The organism is Suttonella ornithocola, from assembly GCF_001889065.1.
In the GTDB taxonomy this organism is placed as follows: Bacteria; Pseudomonadota; Gammaproteobacteria; order Cardiobacteriales; family Cardiobacteriaceae; genus Suttonella_A; species Suttonella_A ornithocola.
The window spans coordinates 1-19,928 of record NZ_LWHB01000018.1; the positions used below are offsets into that span (position 1 = coordinate 1).

General features: G+C 38.2%; 18 protein-coding genes. 3 read left to right on the forward strand and 15 right to left on the reverse strand.

Annotation, left to right across the window (positions count from 1 at the left end):
- Positions 1–167: 167 nt before the first annotated feature.
- The 10 genes from A5N85_RS01470 to A5N85_RS01515 all read right to left on the reverse strand — a co-directional run bounded on the left by A5N85_RS01470 (position 168) and on the right by A5N85_RS01515 (position 11,865).
- On the reverse strand, positions 168–1,097 hold the full coding sequence (locus tag A5N85_RS01470) for a mevalonate kinase family protein (protein WP_072575637.1): 930 nt from the start codon (positions 1,095–1,097) through the stop codon (positions 168–170).
- A 27-nt stretch (positions 1,098–1,124) separates the two neighbouring features.
- Positions 1,125–2,036 carry a DMT family transporter gene (locus A5N85_RS01475; RefSeq protein ID WP_072575638.1) on the reverse strand — a complete coding sequence of 304 codons (912 nt, stop codon included), beginning with the start codon at positions 2,034–2,036 and terminating at the stop codon, positions 1,125–1,127.
- The gene (secF, locus tag A5N85_RS01480) at positions 2,036–2,956 is read right to left on the reverse strand and encodes a protein translocase subunit SecF (RefSeq protein ID WP_072575639.1); all 921 of its coding nucleotides are present in this window, start codon (positions 2,954–2,956) and stop codon (positions 2,036–2,038) included. The genes A5N85_RS01475 and secF overlap by 1 nt, the downstream gene beginning before the upstream one ends.
- A gap of 11 nt (positions 2,957–2,967) precedes the next feature.
- Positions 2,968–4,842, reverse strand: a complete 1,875-nt coding sequence (gene secD / locus A5N85_RS01485) for a protein translocase subunit SecD (RefSeq protein WP_072575640.1) — start codon at positions 4,840–4,842, stop codon at positions 2,968–2,970.
- A 55-nt stretch (positions 4,843–4,897) separates the two neighbouring features.
- Entirely contained in the window at positions 4,898–5,299 is a 402-nt protein-coding gene (gene yajC, locus A5N85_RS01490; protein ID WP_072575641.1) for a preprotein translocase subunit YajC, read from the reverse strand.
- A gap of 114 nt (positions 5,300–5,413) precedes the next feature.
- Entirely contained in the window at positions 5,414–6,520 is a 1,107-nt protein-coding gene (gene tgt / locus A5N85_RS01495) for a tRNA guanosine(34) transglycosylase Tgt (protein WP_072575642.1), read from the reverse strand.
- A gap of 49 nt (positions 6,521–6,569) precedes the next feature.
- Positions 6,570–7,544, reverse strand: coding sequence for a peptidoglycan-binding domain-containing protein (locus A5N85_RS01500; RefSeq protein WP_072575643.1), 975 nt, complete (start codon positions 7,542–7,544; stop codon positions 6,570–6,572).
- 147 nt (positions 7,545–7,691) lie between these two features.
- Positions 7,692–8,102, reverse strand: coding sequence for a universal stress protein (locus tag A5N85_RS01505; protein WP_072575644.1), 411 nt, complete (start codon positions 8,100–8,102; stop codon positions 7,692–7,694).
- Entirely contained in the window at positions 8,099–10,771 is a 2,673-nt protein-coding gene (locus A5N85_RS01510; RefSeq protein ID WP_072575645.1) for a TRAP transporter permease, read from the reverse strand. The genes A5N85_RS01505 and A5N85_RS01510 overlap by 4 nt, the downstream gene beginning before the upstream one ends.
- A 125-nt stretch (positions 10,772–10,896) precedes the next feature.
- Positions 10,897–11,865, reverse strand: coding sequence for a TAXI family TRAP transporter solute-binding subunit (locus A5N85_RS01515; RefSeq protein ID WP_072575646.1), 969 nt, complete (start codon positions 11,863–11,865; stop codon positions 10,897–10,899).
- 118 nt (positions 11,866–11,983) lie between these two features.
- Between A5N85_RS01515 and gluQRS the strand changes: the two genes are divergently transcribed.
- Positions 11,984–12,871 (forward strand): tRNA glutamyl-Q(34) synthetase GluQRS, encoded by an 888-nt coding sequence (gluQRS, locus tag A5N85_RS01520; RefSeq protein WP_072575647.1) that lies wholly within the window; start codon positions 11,984–11,986, stop codon positions 12,869–12,871.
- Between the two features lie 82 nt (positions 12,872–12,953).
- The gene (gene acs / locus A5N85_RS01525) at positions 12,954–14,894 is read left to right on the forward strand and encodes an acetate--CoA ligase (protein WP_072575648.1); all 1,941 of its coding nucleotides are present in this window, start codon (positions 12,954–12,956) and stop codon (positions 14,892–14,894) included.
- A 244-nt stretch (positions 14,895–15,138) separates the two neighbouring features.
- On the opposite strand, the gene A5N85_RS01530 is transcribed toward acs, so the two are convergent.
- The 4 genes from A5N85_RS01530 to A5N85_RS01545 form a co-directional block, all read right to left on the reverse strand.
- Positions 15,139–15,564, reverse strand: coding sequence for a roadblock/LC7 domain-containing protein (locus A5N85_RS01530; protein ID WP_072575649.1), 426 nt, complete (start codon positions 15,562–15,564; stop codon positions 15,139–15,141).
- A gap of 19 nt (positions 15,565–15,583) precedes the next feature.
- Positions 15,584–16,114 carry a GTP-binding protein gene (locus A5N85_RS01535; RefSeq protein WP_072575650.1) on the reverse strand — a complete coding sequence of 177 codons (531 nt, stop codon included), beginning with the start codon at positions 16,112–16,114 and terminating at the stop codon, positions 15,584–15,586.
- Positions 16,115–16,136: 22 nt separating this feature from the next.
- Positions 16,137–17,159: a hypothetical protein gene (locus tag A5N85_RS01540; protein ID WP_072575651.1), complete on the reverse strand. Its 1,023-nt coding sequence runs from the start codon at positions 17,157–17,159 to the stop codon at positions 16,137–16,139.
- A gap of 62 nt (positions 17,160–17,221) precedes the next feature.
- A complete protein-coding gene (locus tag A5N85_RS01545) occupies positions 17,222–17,578 on the reverse strand; it encodes a roadblock/LC7 domain-containing protein (RefSeq protein ID WP_072575652.1) in 357 nt (118 codons plus the stop codon).
- 300 nt (positions 17,579–17,878) lie between these two features.
- Between A5N85_RS01545 and tsaE the strand changes: the two genes are divergently transcribed.
- Positions 17,879–18,298 carry a tRNA (adenosine(37)-N6)-threonylcarbamoyltransferase complex ATPase subunit type 1 TsaE gene (gene tsaE / locus A5N85_RS01550; RefSeq protein WP_072575653.1) on the forward strand — a complete coding sequence of 140 codons (420 nt, stop codon included), beginning with the start codon at positions 17,879–17,881 and terminating at the stop codon, positions 18,296–18,298.
- A 133-nt stretch (positions 18,299–18,431) separates the two neighbouring features.
- Here the strand turns inward: tsaE and A5N85_RS01555 are convergent, their stop codons facing one another.
- Positions 18,432–19,826: an N-acetylmuramoyl-L-alanine amidase gene (locus A5N85_RS01555; protein WP_072575654.1), complete on the reverse strand. Its 1,395-nt coding sequence runs from the start codon at positions 19,824–19,826 to the stop codon at positions 18,432–18,434.
- Between the last annotated feature and the right edge of the window lie 102 nt (positions 19,827–19,928).

Consider the following 19,928-nt stretch of genomic DNA (forward strand, 5'->3'; position numbering starts at 1 on the left):
AATTTACTCTATTTTATGTTTTTTTTTGCAAAGGTCTCTATCTGAGTATAGCCAACTTCCTAAAAAATGCATACAACGTTAACTCAATATGCACATTGAAAATAGCATCCTATCTCAAAATACGGTATGCATTTTTTTGAGAGCCCTGCTATAGTGTTTTAAAGTTTTTAGACTTTAATAGCTTTTTCTTCATGAATGATAGCACCCACTTCACTAGGTAATATTCTTTGATGTTGATCCAGTACATTTTCAAAAAAAGCAATAATACAATCGCCTAATCCACTCCCACTAATTTTAGCAGCAACAGCATTTTCTGCTAAAGCTTGTGATAAATGTGATGCTTGTATGGCATCACAGACGCCTAAATCGTCCATCAAATGCTGATATTGATTTAGTTGAGCATAAAAAGTCATCCAATCTTGCTGAATCGCGGCATCAATCGCAGATTGACTAACAGTCGCCATTTCATCGTATATCCTTTGATAATGTTGCGGACGAATATTCATCGCTTTTGCTATCTTTTCTAATACTTCTGCTGTCGGTGTTTTATACCCTGCATAACGAACAGATAACGAAAGTGGCGGCAAAGGTAAATTCAGAATTTTATTTTCTAGTGAAGGTCGATAAGCAATCATACCGCCGGCAACAGCTGCTGCAACATCTGCACCACTACCTCGTTTTTGCACAGCTAAAATCACACGATGCGCCGCTTGATGAAGCGCTAATGTATTGTGTGATTGATTATTAAGCGTCAATAACGCCTTAATCGTTGCTACCGTAACTGCTGCCGAAGAAGCAAATCCCAGTGTTGGATTAATCTCGCTTTCTATCGTCAATTCTATCCCGACATTAGGACAATTTTGTCTAACCGCTTCTATTACAAAACGTAAGTTTGGATGCGCTTTTAAAACCTCAAGAGCGCTTTCATAATGACCTAATACACTATGAATCACTAATTTTTTCTCTGAAAGCAGTTTTAGATAAACATGTGCTCTTTCAGAAACTGCATAAACAATCGCAGCTGCTCCATAAACAACCGCATGTTCCCCACAAATCATCAAGGAACCCGGAGCGCTAGTATGAATAATCTCACGCATTTGATAACTCTTCTTACAAATAAAATTTTATTGCATCGCTGAATCAGTCAACTGCGCGGCAAGCATTGCTGCTAATAAAAATCCACTACCAATTATCATAAGCAAAGTTACCGTTTCATCTAATAACCACCAACCGAATAACATAGCAAAAACAGATTCTAACGACATAATCACTGCCGCATGTGCTGCTGGCACCTTTCTTTGTCCTACCGCTTGCAGAAAAAAGGCTAAAGCAGAAGAGCCAATTCCAGTCGCAACAATATCCCAAAACAGATTAGAAAAGCGTTGGAAATTAACTAATGTTTCTATATTCCCATTTAGAATCAGCGTTATTAAAGTTAGAATCGTAACGCCTGCCAACTGAGAAACTGAAAATGCTAAAGCATGACAATGCCGAACCGCTATCCCAGACCAAAGAACCTGCGCCGCCCAACAAGCCGCACATAATAAAGTTAATGTATCGCCAAAATTCCAAGCAGTAATCGCATCTGCACTACTAATACCAGCAAAACATTCTAAACCAATAACCGCTAAACTAACCGCTAGCCAAATATTTCTGCTTTGTTTGTTGCCGCCGACAAAGGCAAAAATAGGAACCAAAACGACATAAAGCCCTGTTAAAAAGCCTGATTTTCCCACACTGGTATAAGCCAACCCCCATTGTTGGAATAACATGCCTCCAAACATAAAAATGGCTCCGATGAGCCCATAATAAATCCAGCGACCGTCATCTTTAGGCTTCTTTAGGCGGATAAAATAACGGCATCCTGCTAAAAACAGAGTAGCAATAAGTAATCGCCAAAACATAAACCATAAAGCGGCGGTAAAATTTCCTTCTGGCATCGGAAACATCGCAGCATGTCGCTGAAAAATAAACGCCATCCCAAATAGGATGGCTGTAATAATAAGCGCAATATGTCCGCTATTGATTTTATTCATTAAGGCAAATCATCAAGTTGTTGTTTGCTTTTAGGAATTAAGTCTTCATGTTTTAAATGCATATTGCTGACTAATGCGCTAGCAACAAATACAGATGAATACGTACCGAAAGCAATACCAAATATCATTGCAGCAGCAAAGCCAAATAATGTTTCACCACCAAATAGCAATAAAGCTAATACCGCAAGAAAAGTGGTAAAGCTGGTGACAATTGTCCGTGCCATCGTTTGGTTAATCGACATGTCAATCACATCATTTGGCGCAACAGCCGGTAATGCTCTTAAATTTTCTCTAATGCGATCATAAACCACAACTGTATCGTTAACGGAATAGCCTAATATTGCCAACAAAGCAGCAAGAACATTCAAGTCAAAAGTCCATTGTGTTAACGAAAAAATACCTGCGGTAACAATAACATCATGTAGCTGGGCTGCTACCGCACCAATAGCAAATTTCCATTCAAATCTTAGTCCAAGATAAATAATCAATCCAATACAAGAAAGCGCAAGCGCGGTAATTCCTTTTTCAATTAACTCAGATTTATATTGTCCACCTATTTTGGACTGCCCCATCAGTTTTACATCTGGATGTGATGCTTTAACGGCAGATACTATATCATTCATAAGCTCATCGGTATCTTCACCTTTTTTCTCTCCAAAGCTAATTTGCACATCTTTTGACGAGCCATACTGAATAACTGTTGCATTAGGATTGACTTTCACGACTTCTGCGCGAATATCGGGAATACTTACTGTTTGCGCAAATTGCAACTCAATCGTTGCGCCCCCTGTAAATTCCAAGCCAAAATTAAAACCTCTAAAAATAATGAGCAGGATAGAAACGATGGTTAGTATCAAAGAGAAATATAGACCATGATGACTATATTTCATGAAATGTAGTTGTGGTAAACGAATTCTCATGTTTTATGTCCTCATAGTGAAATTTTAGGTTGCGCTCGACGCAGCATGAAAAACTCAACCAATGCACGGGTGAGCCAAATAGCGCTAAACATAGAAGTTAGAATACCAACGGATAAAGTAACTGCGAAGCCTTTAATTGGTCCCGAACCAAAGCTAAAGAGTAGAATAGCCACAATCAGCGTCGTAATGTTCGCATCTACGATAGTAGAAAGCGCATTATCAAATCCTGCTCTTGCCGCATCTTTTGCTGATAAGACACCTTTATCCAGCTCTTCTCTAATCCGTTCATAAATCAATACGTTTGCATCCACTGCCATTCCTAGTGTTAACACAATACCTGCAATACCCGGAAGCGTTAGCGTTGCACCTAAAAGGGACATTAATGCAACTAATAATACAAGGTTAACCGACAATACAATAACTGCGATAATACCCAGTTTGCGATAATAAATAAGCATAAACAAAGCGATTAATGCCAATCCTAATAATGATGCGTTAATCCCTTGGTCAATATTCTTTTGTCCTGCTGAAGGTCCGATTGTCCGCTCTTCAATAATATACACTGGCGCAACCAAAGAACCTGCTCTTAAAGTTGCCGCTAATTTTTGTGCCCGCGTAATTGGCGTAACGCCTGTAATTTGAAAGTGACTTGAAAATTGTCCTTGAATAACCGCGGAGTTAACAACTGTTTCATGTTTTTCAACTTCTACAACTGCATTACCAGCAGCATCTGTTTTTAATACTGGCGTATATTCTACATAAACAGTTGCCATTGCTTTATGCAAGTTTTCTCGGGTAATTTCTGCCATTTGTGCGCCACCTGCACTATCAAGAACCACATCTACTTGCGGTCCATTACTCCCTTGACCTTGCCCAAAACCAGCAGTGGCATCAACAATATGCTCCCCACTCATAATTACTCGGCGTTTTAACAAAATAGGGGTGCCATCTTCAAAATAAGCTAACTTATCACCAAAAGGGGCACGCTTTAATCGTGCTGCTTCCGCAACATTTCCCGTTTCGTCGACCAGATAAAACTCTAACGTTGCGGTTGAGCCTAATAACTCTTTGGCTTTATTGACATCTTGAATGCCTGGAAGCTGAACTAAAATGCGATCATCCCCTACCACCTGAATAGACGGTTCTGCAACCCCTAAGCTATTTACCCGACCAGCCATTCGCATACGGTTTTGGTCTGCTGCACGACGTTTAAGCGCATTTATTCCCTGCTCCGTATATTGCAAACGCATGCCATATTTACCGTTATCGTTAATATCTAAACGTTGCACTTCTAGTGGTAATACAGAATACAAAGTATTTTGCGCATTTGAGCGCGCTTGCTCATCCGAAAACCATAAAATGGCTCCACCATTATCGATTGCTTCTGTTCTAGATAATCCGCTAACACTATCTTTTTCAAGTGTATTACGAGATAAATCAATCAATTCTGCTGATTTACGTTCAAACAGCTCTTTACTATCTACTTGAAGTAAAAAAGATACCCCGCCACGAAGATCTAATCCCAAATTCATCGGAGATAGCCCCATCGCTTGCATCCATTGAGGCGTATTAGAAAGCAAATTTACGGCTGCATTGGATTTTGGAAAATCTTTCGCCAAAATATCTCTGGCTTGAATTTGGTCATCTGTTTTATTAAAAAATACATTTAGACTTTTATCATCAACATCAAGCTTTATATAAGGAATATGATTTTCTTTTAGAGTTTCTGTAATTTTGCTTACCGCCAATTGCGCAGCATCAGCACTTTCAAACTGCATTTGAACAGCAGGACTTTTACCAAACCAATTTGGCAAAGCAAAAACAAAACCAATAACGACGATAGCAATCGTCAGAAAATATTTCCAAGTGGGGAACGCTCTAGGCATTGTGCGCACTTCCTTTAATAATGAAGGGCGCTATCTAAAGCGCCCAAATATAAAATTATTTATTTTCTTCTGTTTCATCTTTTTTAAGTTCAACAGGTTCATCATTTGCGACTGCAACTGAACCTAATTCAGCTTTTAAGCTACCTTTTGGTAAAACTTGCACCACAAAATTACGCTGAAAACGAACAATTGTTCCTTTGGCAATTTCTAAATCAATCGCTTGCTCGTCAAGATTAATAATTCTGCCCATCAAGCCACCATTGGTCATGACTTCATCGCCTTTTTTTAGCGCCGCAATCATTGCTCGTTGCTCTTTTGCTCTTTTTTGCTGTGGACGAATCATCAAAAACCACATTACCGCAAAAATACCTATCATTAACAACAAGTTAAACATTCCAGCACCTTGTTGTGGTGCACCACCAGCAGCTTGTGCATGAGCAGATTGGATAAAAAACATAGTATCTCCAATAAAAGTTAGTAAAAATGCAATTATAACGGTTTAGTGGCAGTTTTGGTTAAAACTGTTTTCATCTAAGTAGAAATTCATTTAAATATACCATTGATAGAAATCTTAAACACCCTGTCTTTGATCTTCATAGAACCGATGGGCAAAGTGCTCAAATTGCTGCGCCTCAATGGCTGCTCTCATTTCATGCATGAGATGAACATAATAATAAAGATTATGAATCGTATTGAGTCTAGCACCAAGCATTTCATTACACTTATCTAAATGGTGAAGATAAGCTCTACTATAGTGCTGGCAGGTATAGCAACCGCAAGTTTCATCAATCGGTGCTAAATCATTTTTATAGCGACTGTTTCTGAGTTTCAAAATACCATATTTGGTAAACAAATAAGCATTTCTTGCATTACGCGATGGCATAACACAATCAAACATATCTATTCCACGCCGCACGCCTTCCACCAAATCAACTGGCTTACCGACCCCCATTAAATAACGCGGTTTATTTTTAGGCATTAAAGGCAAAGTAAAGTCTAACGTTTCTTCGCGCGCTTCTTTTGGCTCTCCCACCGCTAATCCACCAACCGCATATCCCGGTAAATTTAACTCCGTTAATGCCAAAGCAGATTCACGTCTTAAATCTGGATAAACACCTCCTTGCACGATACCAAAAAGATGATTAGGGCTTCCTTCATGCGCTTTTTTAGAACGAGCCGCCCATCTTAAAGACAAACGCATAGAATCAGCTGCTTCTTGATGCGTTGCAGGATAAGGCGTACATTCATCAAACTGCATCACAATATTGCTATTTAAAGCTCTTTGGACTTGCATAGAACGTTCTGGCGTTAGGAAGACTTCACTACCATCAATAGGAGATTTAAAGCGAACACCTTCTTCAGTAATTTTACGAATCTTTGCTAATGAAAAAACCTGAAATCCGCCAGAGTCCGTTAAAATAGGTTTATCCCAGTGCATAAATTGATGTAAGCCACCGTGCGCTGCCACGATATCTTCACCCGGTCTAAGCATTAAATGGAAAGTATTTCCAAGAATAATCTCTGCGCCAATACCATGTAACTCTTCAGGCGAAAGCCCCTTTACCGTACCAAGTGTACCAACTGGCATAAAAACAGGAGTTTGAACAACTTGACCATTTGGAAACGTAATCTTTCCACGGCGAGCTTCGCCATCTTGTGCTAATAACTCATATTTCATAAATAAAAAAGGAAGGTCAGAGACCTTCCTTGCTCCAATTATTGTTGATTTATAAAACGCCAAGCGCGCGCATGGTTTCCATGGTTACGCCACCTGTCGCTAAATTATTATCTCTTTGGAATTTTTCTAAAGCACGCATAGTGGTTGGTCCAAGTGCGCCGTCTGGTGTACCCGCATTATAGCCTTTTGAATTCAAAGCCGATTGAACAGACTTAATTGTATCTGCATTCACTTCGCTTTCACAAAGTACTTCTTCCCAACGCATTTGGGCATCAGCAACTTTCTTGAAAGTTTTGACTTCAGCATATTCCGCAGGAATTTCTTTCTCTACTTCTTGTGCATCTTTAACTAATTTCTTAACACGAACCGTTTTATATTCTGCTTCAACAGGCACTTTCTCAACGCGCGCAGGCTCATCTACCACTTGTACTTCTACACGCTCAATTTTTCCTTCTACTTCTTTATTATCTACACGCGCTTGCTCTTGAACAACTTGTTTTTTAATCGCTTCTTTTTGCTCTGGAACTTCTACCAAACGAAGTGCTTCGCCAACAGATTGGAAAGTTCTTGCAGGACCTTGGCTCTGAGCTGTTAAATAAGAAGGGCGAGCAGTTACTTCATCATTGACCTCTGTATATTTTGGAGGAATAACGGTTTTTTCAACTGTTTTTGGTTCAACTTCAATTTCTTTTACTTCAGTTTTATAAGTCGCTGGAATCACTTTTAATTCTTCAGTTGCTGGCTTAACTTCTACTTGCTCTTCTGTCCACTCATATTCTGCTGGAACAATTTCATAGGTTTTGGCCGCTTCTTTGATTTCAATTTGTTGTGTCTCTGGCTCAAATTTAGCTGGCACAATGACAAGTGCCTGACATTGTCCCGGACGAGGCGCAGGTACGCTCAAACTCTGTATATTATTATTAGCGTCTTGAACTACTGATGTATCAGTCGCATTTTCTTGCGCATTTGCGATGCCAATAATTGCTGCTGCAACCATAGCCGCGGTTAATTTACGTTTCATCATATTTTTTACGTCTCCTTTATCGGGAATAATCAATTTAACTAAATAATTTCAAACAGGCGCATATTAGCCTAAAGTCTTTATTGATACCAATAGCTTTTTACAGATATCAATCGAAAACAGATACCTCCTTCTATTATAGCGTCCATTTTAGCGAAGAATAAAAATGGGATGCGTACTATGCTGTGCAATTCTAAGCGCATTTCCACCCAACCCAACTTTTCCGGGTTTACCAGAAGCAATAACGGTAACATCCGTATCAATTTCTTCTCCAAACCGGACGATTTCTTCATAAACAGAGCCACTACGCACCATTACTTTAACATCCTGCTCTACTAAATATTCTTGCGCAAACTGTGTTAACCGTGTTTGCATTTCATCTCTCACCCGATGACCATAATCTTTTGGTAAAAAAGAAGTCACCATACTATTTCCGGGCATAGAAATCACTGTAATAAGATAAATCTGTCCATTATCCTTTGCTAATTCTTGTGCTGCTGCCACAATACGACGAGCATTTTGCGGATGCTCTAAATCTACTGCTGCAAGTACTGTTTTCATTTGACTCCTTCATTGATTAAAACTTTTTGTCTACGACGACGCTGCAAATATGCTAAGAAAATCACTAATGCTATTCCCGGAATATACATCCAATACTTAGATAATGCATGCGCATTTGGAACGGTAATATTCAGTAACATCTGATCCCAATCCAAACCAGCTTTTGCAGCAGGTGAATCTATCGCAACATCATCAATAAGATACTTTGGTAATGTTTTATCATCATAAACAATAGTTTCATCTGTTTTGACAATGGTTAATCCCATTTTTTCTAAGCGTTCTTCTGCTGTTGCACCTTCTGCAATGGGTACATGTGCATAAAAAGTAATTGGTTTACCGTATTGATTTACGCCACTCACATGAAACTCCATATCAGATCCAACAGGTGCTTTTGCTGTTTCTTCTATTAACTGACTGGGTTCAAAAGTGCGCGTACTCGGAGAGATATAGTCCATAAAAAATCCCGGACGGAATAAAATTGCTGTCGCTAACAATAATATCAATGCTTCCCACCAACGATTTTTATCAAAGAACCATCCCATGGTAGCAGCAGTAAATGCCAATATTGCGATAGTAGAAACCACAAAAATCATAATACCATGCGCCCAACCAACATCAATGAGGAGTAAATCGGTATTAAAAATAAATAAGAATGGTAATAATGCTGTCCGCAGACTATAGAAAAATGCGACCAATCCAGTTTTAATTGGATCGCCACCAGAAATCGCCGCAGCCGCAAAAGATGCTAGACCTACTGGTGGAGTAACATCCGCCATAATGCCAAAATAAAAGACAAATAAATGCACCGCAATTAAAGGCACCACTAATCCATTTTGTCTACCAACTTCTACAATGACAACTGCCATTAAAGAAGAAACCACAATATAGTTAGCTGTCGTTGGCAACCCCATTCCTAAAATTAAGCTAAACACTGCAACCATAAAGAGCATTAGAACCACATTCCCCATGGATAACGCTTCGATAATATTAGAAAGCTGAGCACCAAATCCAGTTAAGGAAACCACGCCGACAATAATACCTGCTGTCGCTGTTGCAATCCCAATCCCAATCATATTGCGTGCGCCAGACTCCAAGCCGTCAATTAAATCTTTCCAACCATGATGAAAAGCCATTGCATATTGATTTTCTTTACGAAAAAAGGCCAATAATGGACGTTGCGTTACTTGAATGACCATTAGCATCACTGTTCCATAAAAAGCCGAAAGCCCCGGAGATAATCTTTCGACCATAAGGCACCAGATTAAGACAACAACAGGTAACAAGAAATGAAGACCGGCATTAACAGTGGGTTTTGCTGACGGTAGCTCAACAATTTCTGAATTAGGATCATCCATTTCTAAATCGGGAAAACGCGATACCCGATAAATTAAGGCTATATAAGCCACTAAAAGCAGAATACTAACAACGGCATTGCGCAAGAAAGCATCTTTAATAAAGACCTGCAACCATCCCATGCCATAATAAACCGCAAAAGATAATAAACATAATGCTAAAAGACCACTAACCACTCTTATCAAAAACACCAATAAAGGACGTGGCACATCTGGTGAAGGTAAGCCTATCAAATTTTGCTTACAAGCTTCTAAATGAACGATATAGAAAAGTGCAATATAAGAAATGACTGCCGGTAAAAAAGCATGTTTAATAAGTTCATGATAAGGCATATTGACATATTCAATCATCAAAAACGCCGCTGCCCCCATCACTGGTGGCATAATTTGCCCATTAACAGAAGACCCCACTTCAACAGCACCGGCTTTTTCTCTTGAGAAACCAACGCGTTTCATCATTGGAATAGTAAAGGTTCCTGTAGTAACCACATTGGCAATGGAAGAGCCTGAAATAAAGCCTGTTGCCATAGAAGCAACTACAGCAGCTTTTGCAGGACCACCACGAAATTTTCCTAAATATGCAAAAGCCGTCTTAATAAAATAATTTCCAGCTCCAGCTTTATCTAGCAAAGCACCAAATAAAACAAATAAAAAAACATATTTGGTCGAAACCCCTAATGCAACGCCGAATACGCCTTCGGTCGTAATCCATTGCTGGTTAATAATTTGACTTAAGGAACCACTGTTATGAGAAATAATCCAGCCAATGGGAAAAAATTGCCCAAAATAGTTATAAAGCAAAAAGGCGCTAGCAATAATCACCAAAGGCAGCCCTAAACTCCGACGCGTTGCTTCTAATAAAATGAGTAATCCCAAACATCCTGCAATAATATCTTGGGTTGTTGGTGCTCCTACTCGAGTAATCAATTCCTTATAAAAAATAAGGTAATATAATGCTAAAAAAGCCCCTAAAACCGCCATTATCCAATCACTAATTGGGAGGTAATGACGCGGAGAACTGCTAAACGCTGGATAAGAAAGAAAAGCAAGAAAAAGTGCAAACGCTAAATGGATAGAGCGCGCACGCGTATCATCTACCACAACATTAACGCTTCCCAAGCCAACCTGATTTAGCCAACCTTGTAAAATATATGGCAAAGGCGATGCATAATAAAGCTGAAATACCGACCAAGCAATTGCTGCAATAATAATAATGTTACGAACTGTTTTAGAATAGGGATTTCGTCCTCCAGTATCGGTAGAGGTAACCAAATCTTGTAAATCTTTGGGCGTTTTATTGAGGGACTTAGTTGACATAATAATATGAGTCTCAAAAAATAAATAAGTCAGTTGCTTCAATCATCCATAGCGATGATTCAAACAACTTGCCTATAAAAAATTATAGCTAACGACGGGCAATCTTGCCCGCCTACCCAACTGTTTTATTCCTTAATCCAACCTTTTTCAAGATAGTATTTTTTCGCACCATCATGTAAAGGCGCAGAAAGACCGTCTGTCACCATTTGTTCTGGAGTAATATTTTCAAAAGCGGGATGTAGCTTTTTAAAGCGATCAAAATTATCAAAAACAGACTTAGTGACTTCATAAATAGCGGATTCTGGGACATCGCTTGAGCTGACAACAGTTGCTAATACTCCTAAAGTTTTTACGTCATCTGGTGAGCCGTCATACATGCCACCGGGAATCGTTACTTTTGCATAGTAAGGATATTCTTCAACTAATTTATCAACTTCTTTACCGTCTACAGAAACCAAGTGAGATTTACAAGAAGCAGCCGCCTCTTTAATCGCGCCAGAAGGATTTCCAACTGTATAGGCAATTACATCTAAGTTATTATCACAAAGCGCAGATGCCATTTCGGCAGGTTTTAATTCAGCAGCTACTGCAAAATCGGCATTTGTCCACCCTTTTTCTTTCATAAGTGCTTCCATCGTCGTGCGTGTGCCTGAACCAGGATTACCAATATTAACGCGCTTACCTTTCAAATCATCAAAGGTTTTTACCCCAGAATCATCGCGAGCGACTAAAGTAAAAGCTTCAGGATAAACAGAAAAAACTGCGCGAAGCTTATCATTTTTCTTTCCTTCAAACTCGCCTTCACCATGATAAGCACGATACTGACTATCTGACTGAACAGTCCCCAATTGACGTTCACCAGCAGCGATTGCATTTAGATTATCTACTGAACCACCCGTTGAAGGCGCATTACATTTAATACCAGTTTTACCAGTATCGCGATTAACCAGTTTACAAATAGATTGACCAACTACATAGTAAACTCCCGTTTGTCCACCTGTACCAATGGTCACAAATGAGTTATCAGCAGCTGATATAGGAACTGTCATTGCCACTGCACCAACCATTAAAGATGTTTTGAACATTTTACGCATCGCGCAATCTCCTATTTGAATAAAACGAATAAAAGAGAGAAAATCCCTTTTCACTTTATTTTTACCATTAAAAAAACAATCAATTCAAGTATTATCTATACAACAAAGTTGAATACTTATGCACACTCAAATCTCTTCTACTTATCGTGGACGCTTTGCCCCTACACCTAGTGGACCTTTACATTTTGGGTCTTTAGTGGCTGCGCTAGGCAGCTATCTTGATGCAAAATCTCATAAAGGACAATGGATTATCCGGATAGAAGATGCTGACCGCGTGCGAAGTCATCAACAATACGCTGAAACCATTATCAAAACTATGACAATACATGGCTTAGTATCTGATGAACCTATTGTTTATCAAAGTCAGCGTTTAGCTTATTATTGTCAAGCTTTACATCAACTCTCACACCAACTATATGCTTGTAAGTGTAGCCGTCGTGACTGGCATTCTTTAGCAAAAAATGGCGTATTAGGAAAGATTTATCCGGGTATATGCCGTCATTCTTCAGTAAACAATTTACATCCATCCGATACGGCTATTCGACTAAAACTACCCGATAAAACAATCGTATTCAATGATAGATTATATGGTCAACAAAAATATCATCTGACTAAAGAGATTGGCGATCCTATTTTACGGCGTCGAGATGGAGATATCGCTTACGTGTTAGCCGTTGTCGTTGATGATTATCTTCAAAAAATTAGTCATATTGTTCGTGGAGCAGATTTATTAGCCTCTACCTGTTTGCAACAGTATTTACAAAAACAATTAGGCTATCCTCTACCGACTACATTACACCTCCCACTCGTTTTCACAGAAACAGGGGATAAACTTAGCAAGCAAAATCATGCGCCAGCTATCAATGATTCAACGCCATCAGAAAATCTATTATTTGCCTTAAAATTTTTAGGTCAAAATACAGATGGATTAAGTCCAAATTCTTCTATTGAAACTTTACTACATACCGCAATCAAGCGCTGGGACATCAACAAAATTCCACACTAAATCTCAATTATTTTTATTATAAGCTTGCGATTTTTTCACAATACCCTTAGCATGAAAAGAAAAACAACTATGGAGAAACATCATGAATCATCCTCAAACATTGTATTCTGTGCCCGAACATGTTGCTGAACATGCTTTGATTAACAAAGATGATTACGACAAACAATACGCGGCATCTATTCAAAACCCTGAAGTATTTTGGGCGAAGCAAGCAGAGGAGCTTATTAGTTTTTATAAAAAATGGGATACCGTTCATAATAGCGACCTCAATGAAGGCAGAATACGTTGGTTTGAGGGTGCTGAACTCAACATTTGTTATAACTGCATTGATAGGCATTTAGAAGAAAAAGGTCGACAAACGGCTTTTATTTTTGAACATAATGAAATTGGCAAATCCTATCGTGTCAGTTATCGAGAACTCCATACCCAAGTCTGTAAATTTGCCAATGTTTTAAAATCCAGAGGAATTGAGAAAGGCGATCGCGTTGTTCTGTATCTTCCCATGATCGAAGAAGCCGCGGTCGCCATGTTAGCATGTGCTCGTATCGGCGCCGTGCATAGCGTTGTCTTTGGTGGATTTTCTCCGGATGCGCTTGCTGATAGAATTAACGATGCTGAAGCAAAAATTGTTGTTACCTCTGATGCTGGTTATCGAGGCAATAAATTTACGCACGTTAAACGCAATGTTGACCAAGCGCTGAAAAAATGTAACACCGTTAAAAATGTTATCGTTGTTCAAGTCAATAAAGAGCAGGTTTATTGGCAACAAGGGCGTGATCTTTGGTATCACGAAGAAATGAAAAACGCCTCTGCTGATTGCCCTTGTGAACCTATGGATGCAGAAGATCCTTTATTTATTCTTTATACTTCGGGTTCTACCGGCAAACCTAAAGGTGTTTTGCATACAAGCGCTGGATACCTACTCTATGCGACAGCTACTTTCAAATATACTTTCGATTATCACGATGGAGATATTTATTGGTGTACCGCAGATATTGGCTGGATTACAGGTCACAGCTACTGTGTCTATGGCCCACTCGCCAATGGTGCTACCTCACTCATCTTTGGTGGCGTTCCCAACTACCCCGACCCCTCTCGCTTTTGGCAAATCGTTGATGAACACAAAGTTAACCTTTTCTACACTGCCCCCACGGCTATTCGCGCGCTAATGCGTGAAGGCGATCAATTCGTCAAACAAACTGACCGTAGCACATTACGCATCTTAGGCACCGTTGGCGAACCCATTAACCCTGAGGCATGGCATTGGTATCACGATATTGTCGGTAATAGCCGTTGTCAAATTGTTGATACTTGGTGGCAAACCGAAACTGGTGGGCATCTCATAACACCACTTCCCGGCGCAACTGCCCTCAAACCCGGTTCCGCCTCTCTTCCCTTTTTCGGTATTGAACCTGCTATCGTCGACGAAGAAGGAAAAGAATTGGAAGGTGCCACAGAAGGTATCCTGATTATTAAGCATGATTGGCCGGGTATGATGCGCAGTATCTGGGGTGACCACGAGCGCTTTATTCAAACTTATCTCGCCCCCTATCCCGGACATTACTTCACTGGTGACGGCGCACGTCGTGATGAAGACGGTTACTATTGGATTACCGGAAGAGTAGATGATGTCCTTAACGTTTCTGGCCATAGAATCGGAACAGCAGAAGTCGAAAGCGCACTTGTTCTACATCCAGCAGTTGCAGAAGCTGCTATTGTTGGTTATCCACATGATGTAAAAGGACAAGGAATTTACGCTTATGTTACCTTAATGAATGATGTCGATCCTTGTGAAGCATTAAAAAATGAATTGATTAAATTCGTTCGCCATGAACTCGGTCCTATTTATGGATTAGATATTATTCAATGGGCGCCTACACTACCAAAAACGCGTTCTGGAAAAATTATGCGCCGAATATTGCGTAAAATTGCTGCAAATGAAATTGATACATTAGGTGATACTTCTACATTGGCAGAACCTCAAGTGATTGAAGAACTCATCGAAAATAGAGTCAACCAATAATCTCAAATAAAAAAGGGAAAGAACTATAATTCTTTCCCCTTATATTTATATCTATTACAAAAGAGAAATTCTATAATCCTTATTAAAACCCTTTTAGGTATAAATTATATTCTTTATATGAATATAACTATATATCAGCCCAATAATAAATGATATTTTTAATTAAGTAATCTTCAAAGCCTATCGTTTGATAATTATCTCCATATCTACTTCAAAAGATAATACTTTTGGCTAAAAATTGCATTTAGCCAATCAATGATAAACGCTTACTAATAGACTCCGCTAGCTTTCTAGAACCATGCAAAATATGAGCAAGCATTGCTTGTTGCCCTGCTTCTAAAAGCAAAATTAAAGACTTATCTTTTCCACCATCAATAGCCCGAATATAGACTTTTCCTTTATCACTATCAATAGTAATTGAGCGGCTTTCTCCAAGCTCAAATTCGCCAGCCAAAGAAGCCCCTAACGCAAATAATGAACTGCCAACTGCTGCTAAATTATCAGCACTGTGTTTATCTGCTGCTCCTGACGAACGAGAGGTTACCTGAAAACCATCTGTTGTTGCTAGCAAAACATTTTTCACTCCGCTTGTTTCATTCATAAAACCTTCAAGTGCCGATTCACAAAATTTTACAAATGCTGGGTTGCGGTAATCTTCTAATGTTGCCATTCTCTTAATCCTATTTAACTTAGTTAACTTCTGCCTCAAGTGATGCAATGAGGGTTTCAATTAACAATAATACATCGTCTTTCTCTCTCGCGTCTACTTCGAAAACAGGAAATTGTAAATTTCGTTCAGAGAGAAGCTCAAATGCTTCAGAAAGGCTGAGATAACCGGGCATATCTGTATGAGTAATCCCAATTACAATATTTTCCATATTATGCTTATGAAAATATTCCACATAATAAGGTAACTCTTTAGGTGCTTTTTCACTGGCTGCATCAACTAAGATAATTGCCCCTAATGCTCCTTCAGTAACAATACGCCAAACCAACTCAAATCGTTCTTGTCCGGGCGTACCATATAAACCAATTTTTATATCTGGCGGTAGAAGAATTTGCCCATAGTCAATACCTACTGTTGTTAACAATTTGCTATGAGATTTTTTGTCGGTATTTGCTACATCGGTAGAAACAACGTCCTTATCTGACAGGGATTGAATAGCCGTTGTTTTTCCGGCACCCATACTTCCGGCAAAAATAATTTTAAACTCTTTCATCACTTATTCCGCTTTATCTCATTTATAAACCAAGTTTTGCGCGGAAGCGTTGCAATAAACTACGTTTTTCCGCTCTTTTGGCTTCATCAACTGGTACTTGCTTCGGTGCAAAATCCTGTTCATTTACCTTCTTAATAGCTTTCATCTGACCGGCATAGAGAGTAGCAAATAAAAAACGACAGATACTTTCTGTTGGGTAATTTGTTTTTGCTTTTAAACTTTCTATATTCATTGGCTGAGCTTGCGTACAAGCAGCTAAACGCAATGCTTCTGTGCGACCCTGCCGACTGAGTGGCTGTGGCCAACGTTGCAAATGAAAGTAATTTTTAGTATCAATATACTTTTTGCCGTCTATTCTAGACTGCCAAAGACTTTCAAACAACCATAAATCAATTTTTAATTGTCTACTACTTGCAGGGATATCTCTCTCGTCAATTTTTTTCCATTGCCACTCATGAAATCCGGGGACTTTATCTCTGGGATAATTGATAAAAACAACACCTTCTGCTGGCTTTACCCAAGTAATATTTTCGCCAATAGTCGCTTGATAAACGCCTTTCACACCATCTCGAATATAGTCAAGAACTTCTTCACTATCAAGATATTGACTTTGTGTAACATTTACATTGTTAGTACAGTTAGGCGATGATTGGCTTTTAAAAGAATGCAAATGATCTGATTTTTTTTCCTCCTTAAAATCCGAAGAAAGATTATTAGTTTCTCCTAAAAGGGCATCTATCCATGCTCTAACATCTATTGACTTCTCATTCCAATTAACACTTTGATAACCATAATGTGAAGCTAACTCCTGCCCTTCTACATTTCCATATGCACAAACAACAGGCTTGCTAATCATTTTTATATATTTTTGTATTTGTGGTGCTTCTAAAAAGCCTGCATTGATAACAACACCATCTAAGTTTTTATCATTAGCCGGAACCCATTGATAAGTATTTTGAGAATCAAAATTGTTAATAATGCTTTTCAGTTTATTTTCAGCTTCTGCTGGAAAGCCCAGCAAACAAATGTTTTTTTGTCCTGACATAGCAATTCCGTGACAGTTAAAAAAAGACCCCCCGTCCAGCGGGGGGATCAAAGAGCACTTTATTATGAAAAATCAAGATCTTTTTCAAAGCTACGAAGCTGATGACGAGCCATCGCAAGGTTAGCACGTGAACGATCTAAAACAAGATAAAGGAATAATTTGTTATTACGCTCTAATGGACGAATTAAGTGATATCCTTTACCTAGAGTAATTAGGATATCTTCAATATCATCGTTTAAGTTTAGAGAAGTTGCAACACGGCGCTTAGCATTAAGTACTTCTGTGTTACCTGCTGCTGCTAGTTCTAAATCTAAACCAGCGCCTTCAGTTGCTAATGCTAATCCACTATCAGAATCTACTAATGCGCCTGCTTTAAATCCATCAATATCAGCTAATGGGCTCAAGTCAATTCTAGCCATAATTTCCTCTTTAATAACTATTTGAAATATGCCTTTTGGCAGCTTTAGCAGAGCAAACAGAATGCCATTTTAAAAAATACTCAACATTTCACAAAGATAAGTTATTCCAAAAAAGCATAACCAAAAATATTTTATTCCTGCTCAAGTAAGAGAATCAAAAAAATTTTTAATTCTCTTACTTGAAATGTTAGTCTATAAGCTTCTATGATAACAACAGTCTAAAAATAATTTTATCATCAAGAAAGTAATATTCACCATCTTTCGAAATATAACTTTGTTAAAAAATACTTATAATTCATTATGATACATGAAATAACCACGATAAATCAATTAAAAAATACAATCTCTCAGATTTTTCCATCATTAACTAAAGGTGTCATTTATTTACATGGTGATTTGGGTAGTGGAAAAACAACTTTTGTCAGTTTATTTTTAAAGCAATTTGGACTACAAGAGCAAGTTAGCAGCCCTAGTTATACACTTATAAACGAATATACTATAGATAATATTCATATTTTACATGCTGATCTCTATCGCTTATCTTCCCCAGATGAACTTATTTATTTAGATGTAGATGAATGGGAGCAACGTGCAGATACCATTTTCATTGAATGGCCAGAAAAAGGACTTGGCTACATTCCTCAACCTAAATTTTCCATTACACTGACATTTAATGGCAAACAAAGGCTTTTAGAATGGACAAATAACGTCAGGTTATAACAACTAAACTGACAATTTTTTTCTATATTCAAAGACTATTAAAAGAATTACATATCCACATAAAATAGAAGAATAAGCGGTCATTGCAATGCAATCACCATTCTTTGTGCTTTTACTATAATCTCTTTATATTCTATTGCTCTAAAAGCATATGCTGAGGAAGATGCTCACGGAAATAAGCATCTATACCTGATGCAATTCCTCTTGCTAATTTCTCTTGATACACAGGTGTCGAAAGTAAACGAGCTTCGCTTGGATTGGAAATAAAGCCTGTTTCAACCAACATAGAAGGAATCTCAGGTGAGCGTAAAACTACAAAGTTTGCGCGTTCTACTTTTAGCTTATGAATATTTCCTATTTGACCTAATTGTTGCAGTGTTTTTTGTGCCAAAATATTACTAGACTCTAAAGTTGCTTCTTGTTGAATATTTAATAAAGCTTCTTGAATATCATTATCATATTTACTGACATCTACTCCCCACTTTAAATCCACGGCATTTTCAGTATTTGCTAGATATTTAGCTAATTGAGAAGTCGCACCATGCGTAGAAAGAATATAAACGGATGCTCCGCTAGGTTCACGATTTTCTACAGCATCCGCATGAATTGAAACAAATAAATCGCCACCTGCTTGTCGACAAATCCGAGTTCTTTTTTGTAATGGAATGAATTGATCACTATTACGAGTCATCACTACTCTATAGCCTGATCTTTTATTGAGTTGCTTCCTTAATTTTCTCGCAACTGATAAAACAATATCTTTTTCTCTTACTTTTATGGCTTTGCTTATCGCACCGGGGTCTTTACCACCATGACCGGGATCTAGGCAAACTACAATATCTCTCTTAATAGCTAATGGAGGAGATTTAATGGTTGTTTTTTTTTGTATAAGACCATTGTTTACTATTTTCTTCTCTATGATTACTTTAGAATTTGTTATAGGAGTAGTAATTGATTGAGTATTTGTAGTATAAGCAGAATTATTAACGATAGTTGATGTGATAGTAGGTATCTGCTCTCTAGAAATTACCGTATCAAATTGTGCGGAGCGATATGATGATTGATCATCTAAAGCCTTGCCAGCAAAAATTACATAAGGCATGCCTTCATCAACTGAGGTTAAAGTAATTGCTGGATCTCTATTTATATCATAAACATCTATAACAACTCTATGTCCCTTAATACTATCTGGAGATAAAGTATAAATATTTGCTTTTGCAACAGAAAGTAAGTCAATAACCACTCGTAAAAGATCTTTTTGTCGATAACCCGTTCGAATACTCCCTACAGCACCTTGGTTAATAGTAATCCCCGTTTTGGCAATTCTATATGTATTGGGAAAATCTAAAACAATTCGAGGAGGATTCGCTAAGCTAAACTGTTGAAAAGCAACTGCTTGATCAAGATCTAACACTAATTGGACTTTATTATTCATTCGATTAAATCGAATATCTTTTATTATTGCTGCTTCTACGACTATTTGTAGAGAAAACCCTAACATCAATCCCCATACTACTTTCCAAAGCATAAATATCCTTCAAGTCATCCGACGTGCCTAAAAATATATCATTTTTAATAGAAATCATATCTATCTGAGATAAATAACTAGCATCAAATTATTCTATCTTGC